This is a genomic window from Akkermansia sp. (genome assembly GCF_020860705.1).
Lineage (GTDB): Bacteria > Verrucomicrobiota > Verrucomicrobiia > Verrucomicrobiales > Akkermansiaceae > Akkermansia.
On record NZ_JAJBTT010000029.1, the window covers coordinates 110614 to 126630 of the forward strand.

At 58.0% G+C, this 16017-nt stretch carries 17 protein-coding genes; 8 read left to right on the top strand and 9 right to left on the bottom strand.

The annotated features are described in order from the left end of the window. Positions 1-10 precede the first annotated feature (10 nt). The 6 genes from mpl to kdsA are packed head-to-tail and all read right to left on the bottom strand — an operon-like array spanning position 11 to position 5352. The gene (gene mpl / locus LIO64_RS06545) at positions 11-1393 is read right to left on the bottom strand and encodes a UDP-N-acetylmuramate:L-alanyl-gamma-D-glutamyl-meso-diaminopimelate ligase (protein ID WP_290548639.1); all 1383 of its coding nucleotides are present in this window, start codon (positions 1391-1393) and stop codon (positions 11-13) included. A gap of 24 nt (positions 1394-1417) precedes the next feature. Next, positions 1418-2302: a haloacid dehalogenase-like hydrolase gene (locus tag LIO64_RS06550; RefSeq protein WP_290548640.1), complete on the bottom strand. Its 885-nt coding sequence runs from the start codon at positions 2300-2302 to the stop codon at positions 1418-1420. A gap of 19 nt (positions 2303-2321) precedes the next feature. Continuing rightward, a complete protein-coding gene (gene lptB / locus LIO64_RS06555) occupies positions 2322-3068 on the bottom strand; it encodes an LPS export ABC transporter ATP-binding protein (protein WP_290548641.1) in 747 nt (248 codons plus the stop codon). Then, the gene (locus LIO64_RS06560) at positions 3065-4048 is read right to left on the bottom strand and encodes an LptA/OstA family protein (RefSeq protein WP_290548642.1); all 984 of its coding nucleotides are present in this window, start codon (positions 4046-4048) and stop codon (positions 3065-3067) included. The genes lptB and LIO64_RS06560 overlap by 4 nt, the downstream gene beginning before the upstream one ends. A gap of 12 nt (positions 4049-4060) precedes the next feature. After that, on the bottom strand, positions 4061-4540 hold the full coding sequence (locus LIO64_RS06565; RefSeq protein ID WP_290548643.1) for a hypothetical protein: 480 nt from the start codon (positions 4538-4540) through the stop codon (positions 4061-4063). Then, positions 4537-5352 carry a 3-deoxy-8-phosphooctulonate synthase gene (gene kdsA / locus LIO64_RS06570; RefSeq protein WP_290548644.1) on the bottom strand — a complete coding sequence of 272 codons (816 nt, stop codon included), beginning with the start codon at positions 5350-5352 and terminating at the stop codon, positions 4537-4539. Before kdsA ends, LIO64_RS06565 begins: the two co-directional genes overlap by 4 nt. Positions 5353-5379: 27 nt before the next feature. On the opposite strand from kdsA, the gene LIO64_RS06575 reads away from it, so the two are divergent. Next, positions 5380-5643 (top strand): hypothetical protein, encoded by a 264-nt coding sequence (locus LIO64_RS06575; RefSeq protein WP_290548645.1) that lies wholly within the window; start codon positions 5380-5382, stop codon positions 5641-5643. Positions 5644-5673: 30 nt separating this feature from the next. Further along, positions 5674-6339, top strand: a complete 666-nt coding sequence (locus LIO64_RS06580; protein ID WP_290548646.1) for a CbiX/SirB N-terminal domain-containing protein — start codon at positions 5674-5676, stop codon at positions 6337-6339. A gap of 64 nt (positions 6340-6403) precedes the next feature. On the opposite strand, the gene LIO64_RS06585 is transcribed toward LIO64_RS06580, so the two are convergent. Beyond that, complete coding sequence (locus LIO64_RS06585; protein ID WP_290548647.1) at positions 6404-7837, bottom strand: MATE family efflux transporter; 1434 nt, start codon at positions 7835-7837, stop codon at positions 6404-6406. Positions 7838-8113: 276 nt separating this feature from the next. Between LIO64_RS06585 and rpsB the strand changes: the two genes are divergently transcribed. The 6 genes from rpsB to LIO64_RS06615 all read left to right on the top strand — a co-directional run bounded on the left by rpsB (position 8114) and on the right by LIO64_RS06615 (position 13375). Continuing rightward, entirely contained in the window at positions 8114-8809 is a 696-nt protein-coding gene (gene rpsB / locus LIO64_RS06590) for a 30S ribosomal protein S2 (protein WP_250715427.1), read from the top strand. Between the two features lie 31 nt (positions 8810-8840). Beyond that, a complete protein-coding gene (gene tsf, locus LIO64_RS06595) occupies positions 8841-9713 on the top strand; it encodes a translation elongation factor Ts (RefSeq protein WP_290548648.1) in 873 nt (290 codons plus the stop codon). A gap of 138 nt (positions 9714-9851) precedes the next feature. Then, a complete protein-coding gene (locus LIO64_RS06600) occupies positions 9852-10295 on the top strand; it encodes a hypothetical protein (protein ID WP_290548649.1) in 444 nt (147 codons plus the stop codon). A gap of 306 nt (positions 10296-10601) precedes the next feature. Next, positions 10602-11027 carry a hypothetical protein gene (locus tag LIO64_RS06605; protein ID WP_290548650.1) on the top strand — a complete coding sequence of 142 codons (426 nt, stop codon included), beginning with the start codon at positions 10602-10604 and terminating at the stop codon, positions 11025-11027. 205 nt (positions 11028-11232) lie between these two features. Beyond that, on the top strand, positions 11233-12021 hold the full coding sequence (locus LIO64_RS06610) for an ATP-binding cassette domain-containing protein (protein ID WP_290548651.1): 789 nt from the start codon (positions 11233-11235) through the stop codon (positions 12019-12021). A 136-nt stretch (positions 12022-12157) separates the two neighbouring features. Next, a complete protein-coding gene (locus tag LIO64_RS06615) occupies positions 12158-13375 on the top strand; it encodes an amidohydrolase (RefSeq protein WP_290548652.1) in 1218 nt (405 codons plus the stop codon). A gap of 17 nt (positions 13376-13392) precedes the next feature. Here the strand turns inward: LIO64_RS06615 and LIO64_RS06620 are convergent, their stop codons facing one another. Together LIO64_RS06620 and LIO64_RS06625 are read right to left on the bottom strand one after the other, a co-directional pair. Continuing rightward, positions 13393-14550, bottom strand: a complete 1158-nt coding sequence (locus LIO64_RS06620) for a 3-dehydroquinate synthase (RefSeq protein WP_290548653.1) — start codon at positions 14548-14550, stop codon at positions 13393-13395. A 42-nt stretch (positions 14551-14592) separates the two neighbouring features. Beyond that, positions 14593-16017 (bottom strand): trypsin-like peptidase domain-containing protein (locus LIO64_RS06625; protein WP_290548654.1); only part of this gene is annotated, 1425 nt, incomplete at its 5' end.

Genomic DNA, 16017 nt, shown 5'->3' on the forward strand with positions numbered 1-16017 from the left:
GAAAGAGGGATCAGGCTTTCAGGGCTTCCAGCAGTTTGGCGTGAATACCTTCAAAACCGCCGTTGCTCATTACCAGAATAACGTCTCCCTCCTGCGCTTTCTTACAGACGGCGGAGACGATTTCCTGGGCATGGCCCCCGATCAGGGCATCCTTGCCCAGGGCGGAAAGATCATTGGAAAGTTTGGTCAGGTCCAGGCGTTCTTCCAGGGCCACCTTGTCCGGGTGGTCCACGGCGGCTACCACGGGGAAATCCGCCGTAGCGAGGGACAGGGCCAGTTCATTCTGGAAAATGTTTCTGCGCGTGGTATTGGAGCGCGGTTCAAAAATGGCCCAGATGCGTGATCCGGGATAGCGCTGGCGCAGGCCCAGGATGGACTGCTTGATGGCCGTGGGGTGGTGGGCGAAGTCATCCACCACGGAGATGCCGTTGACCACGCCTTTGACTTCCTGGCGGCGCGCCACGCCTTCAAAGCGTGCCATGGAATCCGCCAGCTGCTTGACGTTCAGCCCTGCAAACTGGGCGGCGGCAATGGCCATGGCGGCATTGCGGATATTGAATTCCCCGATCATCGGAACATAGTAACGGGTGCCTTCCAGCGTGAAACTGCTGCCGTCCGTGGAGGTCTCCACATCCAGAATGCGGATGTTGGAAGAGTCGGCAAAGCCCAGCGTCTTGACAGGGCAGGGAGCTCCCTTGACGACGTCCAGGCAGTTGGGATCGTCTGCATTGACCAGCGCCAGGCCGTTGCGGGGGATGATCGCGGTCAGGCGGCGGAAGCTCAGCTTGATTTCCTCCAGGGAATTATAAATGTCCGCATGGTCAAACTCAATGTTGTTGATGACCACCAGTTCCGGCAGGTAGTGCAGGAATTTGGACCGTTTGTCGAAAAAGGCCGTGTCGTACTCGTCCCCTTCCAGCACGGAGAAGTCGGAATCCGTAAAACGGCCGCCGCGGCCCAGGTTGCGGGCAATGCCGCCGATCATGAAGCTGGGGTTAAGCCCGGAGTCCTCCATCAGCCACGCCAGCATGGACGTGGTGGTAGTTTTGCCGTGGGTGCCGGTCACCACGTAGTTGCGCTTGCCGCGCAGGAAATATTCTTTCATCGTCTCCGGCAGGGAGAGATAGCGCAGGCGGCGCTGGAGCACGGCTTCCACCTCCTCATTGCCGCGGCTCATGGCATTGCCGATGACGATGACGTCGGCGTCCTTCGGGATGTTGGAGGCCTTGTAGCCTTCAAACAGGGTAATGCCCTCTTCCTCCAGGAAGGTGGACATGGGGGGATAAACGTTGGCGTCAGAGCCGGTGACGGTGAAGCCGCGGCGCGCCATGGCGGCGGCGACGGCCCCCATGGCGGTTCCGCAGATGCCGAGGAAATGAAAATGGTTGTTCATGACGGAAGGAGGGATGGAGCGGGTTTATTTGGAAAAGGAGGGAGCTGCGGCGCAGGAATCCGCCAGGGCCCGGTCCCTGCGGCGCACGATGCCGTTGGCGATGTCCGTGACCATGCCGGACAGCACGCGGGTAAGATGGCTTCCGGGCGTATAATCCGCAGGGGCGATGAAGTTCACGCGGTCGGAGCTGGAGGCCAGGTTGTAGCACTTGCGGAAGCTGCGGCCCGTTTCGTCATCCGGATTATACACGGCCACGGCGTGGCCGCCGTTCCTGCGCATGACGGTGAAGCAGGGGACGTCCGTGGGGCCGTCTCCGATGTAAATCATGTTGGCGAAGGGGATGGGGCGCATGTCTTCCGGCATGTGGTCGTTCACGTCCTGGTCGTAATCCAGCATCCCCTTGTTGATGCGGAAGAGGTACTGGGTCTTGGTGGTATGGGAGATGACCCTCTTGGGAAAGTTGATATGGCCGTTCTCCTCACTGAACTCGCACCCGAACACGGCCTTGAAATAGGGGCGCAGGCCGGAGCCGTCAATCAGGGCTTTCAAGCCGGAGGAGATGATATAGTATTCAATGTTGATGCCCAGATCCGTATGAAGGGAGGAGAGCGTCATGGACGGAAAGGCGTCAAAGAACTCCGGAAGGCCGGGGTAAAAGGTAAGGTGTTTCCCCAGCTGGGTGAGCCGGGCGTTGCTGACGCGGTCCAGGGAGAGGGCGTCCAGCAGGCTTTTCATGTAAATCAGCTCTCCGTCCCAGCCTTCCCGTTCTCCGGTGGCGTTGCACTTGTCCCAGAATTCCTGCGGGGAGATGCCGAATTCCGGAAAAATGGCCTGGTCCTGCATGTAGAAGGGGCTGAGGGTCTGGTCATAGTCGAAAACAAGGGCGATCGTATTTTGGGGAGAGGACATGGAACTGGCGGAAGATGGGTTACATGCGGAACTGGTCGCCCAGATACTGCTTGCGGGCGATGGGGTCGTTGGCGATTTCCTCGGAAGAGCCGTGCTTGATCACTTTCCCTTCAAACAGGATGTAGGCGCGGTCCACGATGTGCAGGGTTTCCCGCACGTTATGGTCCGTAATCAGGATGGAAAGGCCATCCGTGTCACGCAGCTCCATGACGATCTTTTGAATGTCGGAAACGGCGATGGGGTCCACGCCGCTGAATGGTTCGTCCAGCATCAGCAATTTCGGGTTGGTGGCCAGGGCGCGCGCGATGGTCAGGCGCCTTTTTTCACCGCCGGACAGCTGAATGGCCATGGAACGGCGCAGCTTCGTAATGCCGAAGCGGTCCATCAGCTCCACGGCGCGGTCTTTCTGCTGGCGGGAGGTCATGTCCTTGCGCGTCTGGAGAATGGCCAGGAGGTTGTCTTCCACGGAAAGCTTGCGGAAGATGGATTCTTCCTGGGGCAGGTAGCCCATGCCGCGCCTGGCGCGCAGGTTCATCGGCAGTTCCGTGATGTTCTCATCCGCAAAAATGACGCGGCCCTCGTCCGGGCGCACCAGTCCCGCCACCATGTAAAAGGAAGTGGTTTTTCCCGCGCCGTTCGGTCCCAGCAGGCCCACGATTTCCCCGTGGCCCACCGTCAGGCTGACCTGGTCCACGACTGTCCGCGTCTTATAGGTTTTGCAGATGCCTTCGGCATTCAGCAAATAGGAAGATTGGGAGGAACTCACGGTTTGCGGTTGGTTTTCTGTTTTTCCCGGTCGGAAAGCTTTTTATCTACGTGGCGGAACGTGGTTTTGGTTCCACGGCTTCCGTACATGCTTCCGTTCGCGTACACGCGGATGAAGGCGTCCTTATTCGGATTCTCCACGATGGCGTCCGGAGTGGTAATGACCGGGGACCCTGTCAGGATGATTTCCCCGGTTTTGGCGTTGTAGGTGATCTTTTCCGCCCTGGCGGTGCTGGTTTCCCCGTCCTTGTTGGTGTAACGGGCTCTCACATTGCCGGAGGCCGCGACCGTTTTAATGGAATTGTAGTCAAAATTGCCGCCGTTGGGGAGAGTCACCTGGGGCTTGCTGTCTTCTTGATCCTTTCCCTTTTCCTTCTCTTTCTCCCGCTTGAGTTCGGAAGGTTTTTTGTCTCCCGGCTTCTTTGGAACGAACTCCGCGTAAATCTTCACGTGGTCCGTACAGTCCATGGAAAGGTTGGGGTTGCGCACCCGTACGTTTTTCATGAAGACCAGCACGCCTTCTTCCATGTCAAAGTACAGGTCCCCGTCACAATCTATGGAATACAGGTCGTTTGCGGAATTCGTGCGCATGAAATTTTCTTTCGGATCAGGCTCTGCGGGCGCGGCGGCTTCCGTATCCGTGGCGGCGGCATTGGTATTGCCCGTGACGTTGTGTTGCTGGCGGAAATTCTGAATCTGCCCGTCAACGGCCTTTTCCTGCGCGCTGTAGGTGTTGATCGCTTTTTCCCCGTCTTCCTTCAGGTTTCCCGTTGGAACGGGGGCCAGTGCCTTTTCCCTCCGGGCGGTTTCTTCCTCCGTCATGGGGCGCACGATCTGGGCAGGGGGCGTCAGGGGCGGTTCCAGGCGGGGATCCAGTTCCTTCGGCAGGGGCTGGACGATATGGGCGGGTACGCCGTCAGTCGCCCCGCAGGCGAAGCCCCCGGTCAGGGCGAACAGCAGCAGTGAGGAAATTTTCTTCATAAAAAGCAATGGTTACTTGTTGCGTTGATCCATGCGGATGGTGGTTTTAACGGGGCCAAGGATGATGCCCCTCTTGATATTGGTATCCAGGTAAAGACCGGTTCCCTTCGCGGAAAGATTCTCTTCCTTGAGGGTGCTTTCCGTATGGGAGACGGCCAGTTTTTTGTCCAGAAAGTAGGAGGCGGCCCTGGTGGAAAGATGGGAGGTCCGGGCATCCTTTCCGTACAGGTAGACATTCAGGATGCTGGCGGCAATTTCCTGCGGGGCGGCCACCGTCACGCTTGAGGCGGTCAGCAGCATGGAAAGGCGCGGCCCTTCGTACCGTGACAGGCTGACCTTGGGGAGTACCTTGCCCACGGGCAGAAGTTCCAGCATGGGAAATTTCTTGTCCACTCCGGCAAAAGGCGTGGCTGTGGGCAGGCTGGTATCCGCCTGCGCCGCCGTGCCGTACGCGGCCGTCGCCAGAATGCATATGAACAAGAATTTCATCATGGATGAATCGCCTGGTGGATGGCTTGAAGACGCTTCAGCACGCCTTCCAGCAGATGGAGGGGAATTTGGTTGGGACCGTCGGAAAGCGCCTTGGAGGGATCCTTGTGCACTTCCATGAACACGCCGTCAATGCTGCCCGTCGCCATGGCGGCGGACGCCAGCACGGGGGCCAGTTCGCTGTCTCCGCCCGTTGTGCCGCCCAGGCCTCCGGGCCTCTGGACCGCGTGGGTGGCGTCAAATACGACGGAAAAGCCTTCCTGCTTCATCCAGTACAGGGAGCGCATGTCCACCACCAGATTATTATAGCCGAAGGAGGTTCCGCGTTCGCACATCATGAAATCGTCACAGCCGAAGGCGCGCATCTTTTCCCCGATGTTCACGGTATCCCACGGAGCCAGGAACTGGCCTTTCTTGATATTCACGGGGCGGCCGCTCTTGGCGCAGGCTTCCAGAAGGTCCGTCTGGCGGCACAGAAAGGCGGGGATTTGGAGCAGGTCCACATATTCGGCGGCGATTTCCGCTTCCTGGGCGGTATGCACGTCCGTGACCACGGGCAATTTCAGCTCCTTCCCGATTTCCGACAGGATGCGGCAGCCTTCCCGGACGCCCGGGCCCCGGAAGGAAGTGACGGACGTTCGGTTCGCCTTGTCGTAGGAGGCTTTGAAGATCAGGGGTATATCCAGGTTTTCCGCGATGGATTTAATGGAGCGAGCCATTTCCCAGACGAAGGATTCGCATTCCAGAGAGCAGGGGCCCAGGAGGTAGAACGGCCGCGGGCCGCCGATTTCAACGGATTGAATAAAAAACGACATAAAACAAAACCTGTATGTCCTTGTATCATGACGGTTTCAAGTCCTCCGGTCAAGCCGCTATCCTGCCTCCGCAGGGAGATTCGAAGGGAAGGTTTCATTTTTCTACAAGAAGATGTTTGCGTGGTTAATGAAGGATTAAATGTCAGTGTGATGAACGAATTTTTCATCTACGGCGGGGGCGTCTGGAGAACATGGACGAGAAAGGTTGTTATGGGATTGCCGCCATCCGGCATTTCTGTTACAAACGGCAATCATGCGCATCCCGCATGGATGAATGACGGGATGAGCTGAACACCGCTTCCCTCCCGTGGTCTCATTGACATGCCCAGAAAGATTTACAAATTATGCGTTTCCTATGATGAAGCAGGAGCGGATGTCCGGGGACAGGTGGCGGAAAGGGTTCAAGGGATAAGCGACCGTGTCTGGCAGGCGTCTTTCCGTAGGATGGAGGCCGCCGAGTTGCCGCCGGCTGACGGCGTGGTCTGGGTTTATCCCGTCTTCATGCAGAGTGGCGTGACAGTAACGGAAACACTTCCGGAATTGTTGCGTTCCCTCTATGCGGAACGCGGGCAGGTTCCGGAATTTGTCTTTAAGCCCGTATGGGGAGCGGAGCGGGGTGCCGATTTGGGCACGGTGGAAGTTTTACGGAAGGAATTGGAAGGGAACGCCTCCCTGCTGCTGGTGGCCCACGGCGTGACCGGAAGGGAACTTCCGCCGGAACCCTCCCGGTATCTCCAGCGGTTGGGATTCATGCTTCCGGAAGGAATCGACATGGCGCTGGCTTATTTTGGCGCGTCTCCTTCCGTGGAAGAGGTTCTTCCTGCGTTGAAGGGAAGCAAGGTAGTGGTGCTTCCGTTCCTGATCGGGGAGGGAAAGCATATGCGGGAGGATATGCCAAGTCCGGAACTGGCTGCGCAATATGGGAAGACGCTGAGGGTTCTGCCGCCTTTTGGAGCCTTGTATTTACAGGCGGAACAGGAGTACTGAAGGGCAAAAGCGGTCGAACCGCCGTGGGATAAAATGAGGAACAGGTGCGAGCTGCCGCCTGGCGTTACGCCGCCTGCCGGGCGGCTTCCGTTTCTTCCTCACAGCATGGGGGAAAGGGCTGTTTCATGGAATGCCCCAGCTTTCTGCTGGTGAAGTAATAGGCGATGGCGAGCGGCACGCAGGAGCCGATCCACGCGGCGGGGCTGGCCATGCTGACCCCCTCAAAGCCCAGGTAACGGGCCAGGACGACGGCGGCCAGGGCGCGCATGCACAGTTCCATGACGCCCGCGAAGGTGGGCACGATGCTCTGGCCTAGCCCTTGCAGGGTGTAGCGGAAGACGAAGAGGAGAGCCAGCACCCAGTACATGGAGGCATTGATGTTCAGGTAGGTCTGGGCCAGGCTGACGACTTCCTTTTCCCCTTCTCCCACGAACAGCCTGATCAGTTCAGGCCCCCAGGCAATATTGACGGCGGCCACCGCAATGCTGAATCCCACGGACATCAGGTTGCACTGGAGAACGCCCCGGCGGATGCGTTGCAGGTTCCTGGCTCCGTAGTTTTGGGCCACGTACGTAGCCATCGTGATGCCGAAGGACATCATGGGCAGCGTGGCGACCATGTCGATTTTCTGGGCTGCGCTGAAGGCGGCCACGGACTGCGCTCCCAGCCGGTTGAGGGCGAATTGCACCAGAATGGCCCCGATGGCGATGATGGAAGCCTGGAACCCCATGGGGAGGGCCACGCGGATGTGCGCCCACAGGTAGCGGCGGCTCATGTTCCAGTCCGTTCTGGTCAGCCGGAGAATGGGAAATTTTTTAAAGACGTAAACGGTACAGCACAGGCCTGCCACCAGTTGGGAGGCCACGGTGGCGATGGCCGCTCCCGCCGGCCCCATGCCGAACCGGAGGATCAGCACCAGGTCCAGCGCAATGTTCAGCAGACAGGCCAAAACCAGGAAATACAGGGGCGTCCTGCTGTCCCCAAGGGCGCGGAGGACGTTGGAAAGGAGGTTGAACAGCATGGCCGCGCCGATGCCCCAGGAAATGACGATGATGTAGGAATGGGCCGCTTCCAGGATTTCCGGCGGCGTTTGCAGCAGTTCCAGCACGGGCCGGGCAACGGCGACGCCGATGGCCGTCAGCAGGACGGTCATGACGGAGCTCAGGACGATGCAGACGGCAAAACTGCGCCTTACCGCCCGCCTGCGCCCTGCTCCAAAGCGCTGCGCCGTGATGATGGCCAGCCCCGCTGTGAATCCGATGACGAAGCCGAGGATGAAAAACATCAGCCCTCCCGTGCATCCCACGGCCGCCAGCGCCTCCACGCCCAGCGTGCGCCCCACGATCAGGGTGTCCGCCATGTTGTAAAACTGCTGGAACAAGTTGCCGATCAGCAGGGGAATGGTAAACAGGAAAATCAATTTGGCGGGATTGCCGCTTGTCAGGGTCTTGGTCATCCGGAACGCCCGCATGGAACGCCTCTTCCATGTTTTTTCCAAGACTGTTTTGTGGCATGTTCCTGTTTTTTGTACGATAAGGGTTCGGGGAAAGATGGACGGCGCCGTAGAGAAGATCCGGCGGCAGCCCTCTCCGGATGACGGAACGGTTGCGTAAATCAATGATTTATGCTTTGACAAGAAGGGTGGTGAGAAGTATATTATTTGTCCCTCGCGTGATTCGGCGCAACCTAAACAATGGGGATCGGAGGGGTAGAAAGCGTCGAAGTCCCCAAAAACCGCTTTTCCTGCCGCAAGGAAAGCCACCTACATACATATATGATTAATGATCTGATTAACCAGATGGTTGAAGCCGGTGTTCATTTGGGCCACCAAACCCGCAAATGGCACCCCAGCATGAAGAAGTACCTTCTCAAGGACAAGGCCGGTATCCATATCATCAACCTTGAAGAAACGGAAAAATGCCTGGACAAGGCTTGCTCCTTCCTGGCCGATCTGGCACGCCGCAACAAGAAGATCCTCTTCGTCGGCTGCAAGCGCCAGGCCCAGGAAGCCGTCCGCGAAGCCGCGGAAGCCACTGGTCAGTACTACGTCAACCACCGCTGGCTGGGCGGCATGCTCACCAACATGAGCACGATCCGCAAGAGCATCGAACGCCTTTCCTACCTTGAAGGGATTGAAAAGACCCCGGAATTCAAGAGCATGTCCAAGAAGGAACTGGCCGCTCTGGACCGCGAACGCCAGAAGCTGGAACGCAACCTTCAGGGTATCCGCAACATGGGCGGCGCTCCGGACGCCATGGTGGCCATTGGCGCCGATCATGAAGACATCGCCATCCGCGAAGCCCACCGTCTGAACATCCCCGTCTGCGTCCTGGTTGACACCAACGCCGACCCGAAGGAAATCGATTTCCCGATTCCCGGCAACGACGACGCCGTCCGTTCCATCCGCCTGGTGCTTGACTGCATTGTCAAGGCCATCAACGAAGGCAAGGGCGCTTCCGCCGAAGCCTGAACCAACCCCATTTAGAAAGAATAGAAACACTATGGCAGAAATTACTGCAGCTCTCGTCAAGGCCCTCCGTGACAAAACGGATGCCGGCATGATGGATTGCAAGAAGGCCCTCAACGAATGCAACGGCGACATGGACGCCGCCGTCAAGTATCTTCGTGAAAAGGGCATTGCCAAGGCTGCCGCCAAGGCTGACCGTGATGCCAAGGAAGGCGTGATCCGCGCCATCGTGGCTCCCTGCGGCTGCTCCGGCATCATCCTTGAACTCAACTGTGAAACGGACTTCTGCGCCAAGGGCGACAAGTTCCAGGGCCTGGTGGACGACGTTGCCAAGGCTCTCATGGATTCCAAGGCCGTCACGCTGGAGGAAGCCCTCCAGGTTGCCATGCCTGAAGGTTCCACGGAAGAATACATCAAGGCCATGTGCAGCTCCATCGGCGAAAACATGGCTCTGCGCAAGTTCGGCCGCCTGACGGTGGACGGTTGCGGTTCCGTGGTTTCCTACATCCACATGGGCGGCAAGGTAGGCGTTCTGCTGTCCATCAAGGCCGGCAAGGAAGAAACCGTCAAGTCTGACGCGTTCAAGACCCTGGCCAAGGACCTGACCCTGCACATCGCCGCCGCCGCTCCCAAGAGCGTCAGCTCCGACAGCCTGGATCCCTCCTTCGTGGCCGAAGAACAGGAAATCGCCAAGCAGCAGCTCATTCAGGAAGGCAAGCCGGAACATCTGCTGGAAAAGATTCTTCCCGGCAAGCTGAAGGCCCTGTATGCCCAGTCCTGCCTGCTGAACCAGGGATTCGTGAAGGATCCCGGCGTCACGGTGGACGCCCTGCTCAAGCAGGCCGGCAAGGAACTCGGTGACGAAATCACCGTCGTGTCCTTCATCCGCTACCAGCTCGGCGCGTAAGCTCCGCGGCAGCATCAATCTCAGGAGCCGTTCCCTTAATGGGGAACGGCTCTTTTGCATGGTGCGGGTAAGCCGCTTTTCCCATTCCGGCGGTCCATTTTGCTTGATGTCTGACTGTTAAATATTTAATCTATAAGGATGCAGGAAGAGCCTGAAAAGCAGAACAAGGGGGAAGAGCCAGCGGGCGGTGATCCGGTCCTGCCCCTGATCATTGCCTCCATCGTGGGCGCTGCCCTTTGGAATGTCTTCATGGCGGCGCAGTGTGGTGGTGTCATGGGATTGCTTTTTGCCCTTGTATTCGGGCTTTGGTATTTCCTCGCGGTATTGGTGTTCTTCATGAAGACGAACAAGCGGTGGAAATGGGAAACGGCAGCTTTTGTCATCATCGGCCTTCTTTGCTATTATCACATTTACTGGTCCCAGGTGACTCCAGGGTACTTGCGGAGTGATGCCCAGGCAGGGCTGGTTTTCGTTTTCGGGCCGATTTGGGCCGGAATGGCGGCTCTCGCAGGAGATGCCGTGGTGGTTCTTGGTTCCCTGCTTGTCCGCGCCTTCATCGGGAAGAAAAAAGAGGAGCAATAAGGCCGCTGCCAGGAAGAAAGGCTTTCTGTAGGACAGGGCCCTGTTGCTTCAAAATATAAGGCTGCCGAAGGAGGTTAAAAGGAATATATGGTTGCCTCATCATTCGGGACGCTGGAGTCTATTTGCTTGTGTCCGTCATCCGCTACCAGCTCGGCGGGCAAGCTACGCGGCAGCATCAATCCCAGGAACCGTTCCCTTGGCGGGGGACGGCTCTTTTGCTTGGCGTGAGGATACCCTTCCTTCCTTTCTGGGCCGGCAGACTTTTTTGCTTGAGATGGGTTCCTTAAAGATTTATTCATAAACCTTATGCAGGGAGAAACCGGAAGTCCGGATATGGATCATCAAAACGTGCGGAGGAGAAAAGATCCGGTCCTGCTGCTGATTATCGCCTCCACTGTGGTAGCTGGTTTCTGGAGCGCTTTTGTGTTGAGGAATGTTTTTGGCCTTGTGTGGGGACCTTGGTATTTCCTTGCGGTGTTATGGTTCTTCAAAAAGACCAATAGACGGTGGAAATGGGAAACGATCTCTTTTGTTGTCATCGGTCTTGTGTGTTACTATGAACTCCTTTGGTCCCGGGTGAATCTGGAAGATATGCGTGATGCCCAGTCGGGGGTGATTTTCATTTTTGGTCCGTTTTTTTCTGGAATAGCGGCTCTCCTTGGAGATGCCGTGGTAGCTCTTCTTTCTTTCCTTGTCCGTTCATCCTGCGGCAAAGATGAGAAGGAGAAGTAAAGCTGTTTTCGGTAGAAGGACATCTATCGGTACAGGATGCTGCGGCAGTAAAAACAGACTGGATTTTTCCTGCGTATTCTTCAGGCTGGCCTCAGTGTTTTTGGAGAAAGGCTTGAATGGGGGATGCGCATGGGTGTCCTGATGTTGACGGAGCTGGCACGGTTGGGGTCTTGTCTTGCCTCCGGAGGCTTGTTAAAATGCCGCTATGTCTTTTCTGGAACTGGATCATGTGAGCGTGGTCTTTCCTGCGGTGCAGGGGCTGCTCTCATCCCGCAAGCCCGCGTCCGTGGTGGCGGTGGACAGGGTGTCCCTTTCCGTCGAGAAAGGGGAGATCCTGGGGCTGGTGGGCGAGTCCGGCTGTGGCAAGTCCACCTTGTCCCGTACGGTGATGCTGCTCCAGAAGCCCACGGAGGGCCGCATTTTTCTGGAAGGAGAAGAGCTGACGGCCCTTTCCCCGTCCGAGGTCAAGAAACGCCGTCCGGATTTCCAAATGGTTTTCCAGGACCCCTATGCTTCCCTGAATCCCCGTTTTACGGTGTATGCGACGTTGAAGGAAGCGTTGGAATGCCGCAGGCGCAAAAGGACTTTCGCCCAGATGAGGGACGATGTGGCGGAACTGATGGAACGAGTGGGGCTGAATCCCTCCCTGATGCGGAAATATCCCCATGAATTTTCCGGCGGGCAGCGCCAGCGCGTGGCCATTGCGCGCGCCCTGGCGCCGGAACCCCGGCTGGTTATTGCGGATGAACCCGTTTCCGCCCTGGACGTTTCCATCCAGTCCCAGATTCTGAATCTTCTCATTTCCCTGGCGCGGGATCTGAACCTGACCATGATCTTCATTTCCCATGACTTGTCGGTGGTCCATTACATTGCAGACCGCATTGCCGTGATGCGCAAGGGCCGCATTGTCGAATACGGGGATGCGGACGAGGTGTTTTCCTCTCCGGCCCATGAATATACGCAGGAGCTGCTGGCTGCGGTGCCGCGTTTGTAAAGGTGAGGCTCGCGCAAAGTTTGCTTCTTTCCTTTTTCTGCTGGGGAAAAATTCAATAGGATGGCGCGGTTTTTACGGAATGGAATTAATTGTAAAATGGTCTGAATAAAAGACTGTCTTTAAATTTCCTGTAACCGTGAAAAAGTCATTTTTAATCCCCCTGCTTCTTTTCTGCTGCCCCCTTGCCGCAACCGCGGTGGAACAACAGGAGGTACAAGACTCCGTCAGGGAGGCCGTGGAATGGCGGCATCACCTTCACCAGAATCCGGAACTTTCCTTTCAGGAATACAAGACAAGCAGCTACGTGGCTGAGCTTCTTTCCTCATTCGGTTCTATTGAAGTGCTGCGGCCTACGGAGACTTCCGTGGTCGGTATCCTGCGCGGCGGAAAACCAGGAAAAACCGTGGCATTCCGGGCGGACATGGACGCCCTTCCTGTCCAGGAGCAGACGGGGTTTTCCTTTGCCAGTAAAACGCCGGGCGTCAGCCATGCCTGCGGGCATGACATGCATACGGCCATGCTGCTGGGAACGGCCAGGGTTCTCGCCTCCATGCAGAAGGAACTGCCCGGCACGGTTTACTTCATTTTCCAGCCGGGAGAGGAGAAATCACCGGGAGGCGCGCTGCCCATCATCAAGAGCGGCGTGCTGAAAGGCGTGGACGCCATTTTCGGTGCACACGTCATGCCTCATGCTCCTACCGGGTCCATCGGCATTCTGCCTGCGGGACCCGCTTCCTCTTCCTCGGACGGTTTTTTCCTGACCATCCAGGGCAAAGGTTCCCATGGTTCCATGCCTCAATTGGGCGTGGATCCCATTGTCACGGGAGCGGAGGTCGTCATGGCGCTCCAGACGGTTGTGTCACGCAGCGTTACTCCTGGAGACATGGCCGTGGTAACGATCGGAAAATTCCAATCGGGAAATGCCCCCAACGTCATTCCGGACAAGGCGGAACTGGGCGCATCCATTCGTTCCGTGACGCCGGAAACCCGCAAGCTGCTGGAAGAACGCACCCGTTCCATCATCGACCATGTATGCAAGGCCAACGGGGCGCGGTACAAACTGGATTATGAACTGGGCTATCCGGCCATTGAGAATAATTCCGCCCTGCGCGAGTTGGCGAAGAAGGCGGCCATTCAGGCGGTAGGAGAGAAAAACGTGTTTGACGCTCCCCGCATTCCCGCCAGTGAGGATTTTTCCTATTATGGGCAGGTGGCTCCCATCTATTTCATGACGATCAGCTCCGGGGATGGCCCTGCCAACCACAATCCGGGGTTCAAGGCGGACGATGCGGCCATTTCCAACGGAATCAAGACGGAGGTCCGGATCATTCTGGATTACCTAAATAGCAAGTAGGGAGATAGCCCCTCCGTTTATTCAGCGCATCCCGCCGCGTTCCGCATTTCCCGGATGCATTCCTCCATCAGGGCGGCGTCTATTTCATGGACGTCTTTCCCGCGGCCGATGCCGGTGAGCATCAGGACGGTCAGATGTCCCCCCAGATGTTCGCGGAAAGCTTCCAGCCCTTTCAGCACTTCGCAGTGGCCGTCCTTCGCCCTGCGGGAGAGCAGGGGATGGAACACGGGGAGCCCCAGGGCTTTCAGCACGGAGATGATTCTTTCCGCTTCCCCGGCAGACAGCCATCCCTTCCTGACGGAGTAAAGGATGTCCAGGCACATGCCCGCGGATACGGCTTCCGCATGGCCCAGCGTGTACCCGGACATGGTTTCCATGTAATGGGCGGCCCAGTGCCCGAAGTCCAGGGGACGGCTGGAACCCAGTTCAAAGGCGTCTCCCCCGTGCGCGATGTGTGAGGCGTGCAGCAGGGCGGAATGCTCCACGGCGTATTCCAGCGCGTCCCGCTCGCAGGCGGCCAGCGCCGGGGCGTTCGCTTCCAGCCAGTTGAAGAAGAAAGCGTCTTTCACTACGGCTACCTTCACCACTTCCGCCAAGCCTGCCCTTTTAAGGGAAAGGGGCTGGGAATGCAGGAACTGGAAGTCGTTAAGCGTGGCCCAGGCAACGGCGAAGGTGCCCAGGTAGTTTTTCTGTCCCATGAAGTTGATCCCGTTTTTGACGCCTACGCCGGAGTCCGCCTGGGAGAGGGTGGTGGTGGGCACGCGCAGCAGCCGGATGCCGCGGTGGGCGGTGGCGGCGGCAAAGCCCGCTACGTCCAGAAACGCTCCGCCGCCCACGGCAATGATATAGGAATGGCGGTCAATGCCTGCCTCCACAATGTGGCGCAGGGCCGTTTCCCATGCGGCAAAGGTTGTTTTGGCCGCTTCTCCTCCCGGAACGGGCCGGCAGCCGGCATAGGCCAGTTCCCCGGCGTTCTTTTCAAAATAGCGGTCAATGTCCGCAGGGAGGTGCGGGTAAAACCGTTCCAGGCCTTCCTCCACGAGGACGAGGATGCGTCCTCCGGGCCTTTGCTCCATCAGGCTGCACAGGGCATCGTTTTCCGGCTGGAAGGCCCCGTGAGTGAAGCCTGTTCTGTAGGGAAAATCCAGCCGGATGTTCAGCGTGTGAAGGGACATTTCAGAAGGAATGCAAGGAAATGGCGGTATGCGTCCTGGTTTTTAATCCCTGCGGAGCACGGGAACGGCCCTCATCTGGATAAAGCGGTCCGCCTTGGCGGCCTCCTGCTGGGACATGTACATGGTGTACGGCTGCTGGGAAACTTCAATGCAATGCGTGCCGCCGGGCGCGGGAAGGTCCAGTAGCTGGTTGAGGTGCTTGAGGCTCTTTACCTGGACACCATTCACTTTTTCCACAATGGCAGGGCTCATCTGGGCATATCCCAGCGTGGCCTGCGTGGGCAGGGCCATCAGGAAGACCACGATTTCATCCACGCTCTTCTTCCGGATATCTTCTTTTTTCTGAATGGCTTCCACCATGCTGAGAGGGGGGCGGTTCTTGCTGAGCTTGTTGATTTCTCCCACCAGGGCTCCCGTCAGCGGAACGAACACCAGGCCGCCGTAAATGCGGTAGGGAGGATTGGAGATAAAGGGTGCCGGGTTGATCAGGTCGCCGTCCAGGGCGCTCCGGTCCAGCTTGACGTCCAGCGTCATGGGCTGGCTGACGCCGTTCTTGTCCTTGCGGCGGATACCCAGCGTAATGGTATCCCCAGGCATGGCGGAGTCACGGAACAGGACGTTGGCGGAAACAGGCCCCAGGGCAGGATCCTTGATGAGCCCCTTGCTGTCCAGCGGGATGCCGTTGACGCTTTCCACCACGTCTCCGGAACGCACGCCGGCCTTGTAAAATGAACCGTATACAGGCAGCTTCACCACGTAAAATCCGCCGCCGGTCTCCGGAAGGCCCAGGAATTTGCGGAAAACGGGGTCGGTCAGTTCCGTGACCTGGGTGCCGTCCGCCGGGAATCCGGTGTAATTGCCGGATTGGGCCTGCTGGAGAAACCGGGAAACCATGGTCTGGGTAACGGCCAGCACCTTCTGGGCGGAAGGATCGCAGCTGGCGCTGAGGCCCACCAGTTCATTATCCTTCATGACGGGGTTGCCCGCGCCTCCTTTCAGGGGCGTGACGGATGATTTGACGTTGTACAGGACGAAGGGTTCGCCGTTCGTGAACGGGCAGGCGCTTTCCGTCGCCAGAAGGGTGCCGGACGTGGTGATGGGCAGGCCGTCGTCATTGAACTGCCAGAAGGTTACCTTGTCGCCCAGGCGGGGGGCGCTTCCCAGCGTGACGGGCACCAGCTTGTCCAGGAAGGAGGCGTCCTTCTCGTTTTTCAGGCGAAGCAGGGCGAGATTGGCTTCCGGATCAAAGGCGGTGACGGTCACGGGAACCGTCTGGGAACCGTCTGCGGAGGTCACTTCCACAAAGCTGGCGGAGTAAACGATGTTGGCGGCCGTCAGGATGTTGCCGTCTCCCAGATAAATGCCGAACCCCTGGCTGTACGACGGATTTTCCTTGCTCCACGGCTGGACCATCGCATAGCCCTGGTTGGTAGCGTTGATGCCCACCATGGAGTTGGTGGGGGAGGG

Excerpts from the sequence above, each read along its gene's own strand:
- LIO64_RS06550 (WP_290548640.1), bottom strand. The coding sequence starts at position 2,302 with ATGTCCTCTCCCCAAAATACGATCGCCCTTGTTTTCGACTATGACCAG.
- mpl (WP_290548639.1), bottom strand. The coding sequence starts at position 1,393 with ATGAACAACCATTTTCATTTCCTCGGCATCTGCGGAACCGCCATGGGG.
- LIO64_RS06575 (WP_290548645.1), top strand. The coding sequence starts at position 5,380 with ATGACGGTTTCAAGTCCTCCGGTCAAGCCGCTATCCTGCCTCCGCAGG.
- LIO64_RS06620 (WP_290548653.1), bottom strand. The coding sequence starts at position 14,550 with ATGTCCCTTCACACGCTGAACATCCGGCTGGATTTTCCCTACAGAACA.
- kdsA (WP_290548644.1), bottom strand. The coding sequence starts at position 5,352 with ATGTCGTTTTTTATTCAATCCGTTGAAATCGGCGGCCCGCGGCCGTTC.
- tsf (WP_290548648.1), top strand. The coding sequence starts at position 8,841 with ATGGCAGAAATTACTGCAGCTCTCGTCAAGGCCCTCCGTGACAAAACG.
- LIO64_RS06580 (WP_290548646.1), top strand. The coding sequence starts at position 5,674 with ATGCCCAGAAAGATTTACAAATTATGCGTTTCCTATGATGAAGCAGGA.
- LIO64_RS06565 (WP_290548643.1), bottom strand. The coding sequence starts at position 4,540 with ATGATGAAATTCTTGTTCATATGCATTCTGGCGACGGCCGCGTACGGC.
- LIO64_RS06600 (WP_290548649.1), top strand. The coding sequence starts at position 9,852 with ATGCAGGAAGAGCCTGAAAAGCAGAACAAGGGGGAAGAGCCAGCGGGC.
- rpsB (WP_250715427.1), top strand. The coding sequence starts at position 8,114 with ATGATTAATGATCTGATTAACCAGATGGTTGAAGCCGGTGTTCATTTG.
- LIO64_RS06605 (WP_290548650.1), top strand. The coding sequence starts at position 10,602 with ATGCAGGGAGAAACCGGAAGTCCGGATATGGATCATCAAAACGTGCGG.
- LIO64_RS06560 (WP_290548642.1), bottom strand. The coding sequence starts at position 4,048 with ATGAAGAAAATTTCCTCACTGCTGCTGTTCGCCCTGACCGGGGGCTTC.
- LIO64_RS06610 (WP_290548651.1), top strand. The coding sequence starts at position 11,233 with ATGTCTTTTCTGGAACTGGATCATGTGAGCGTGGTCTTTCCTGCGGTG.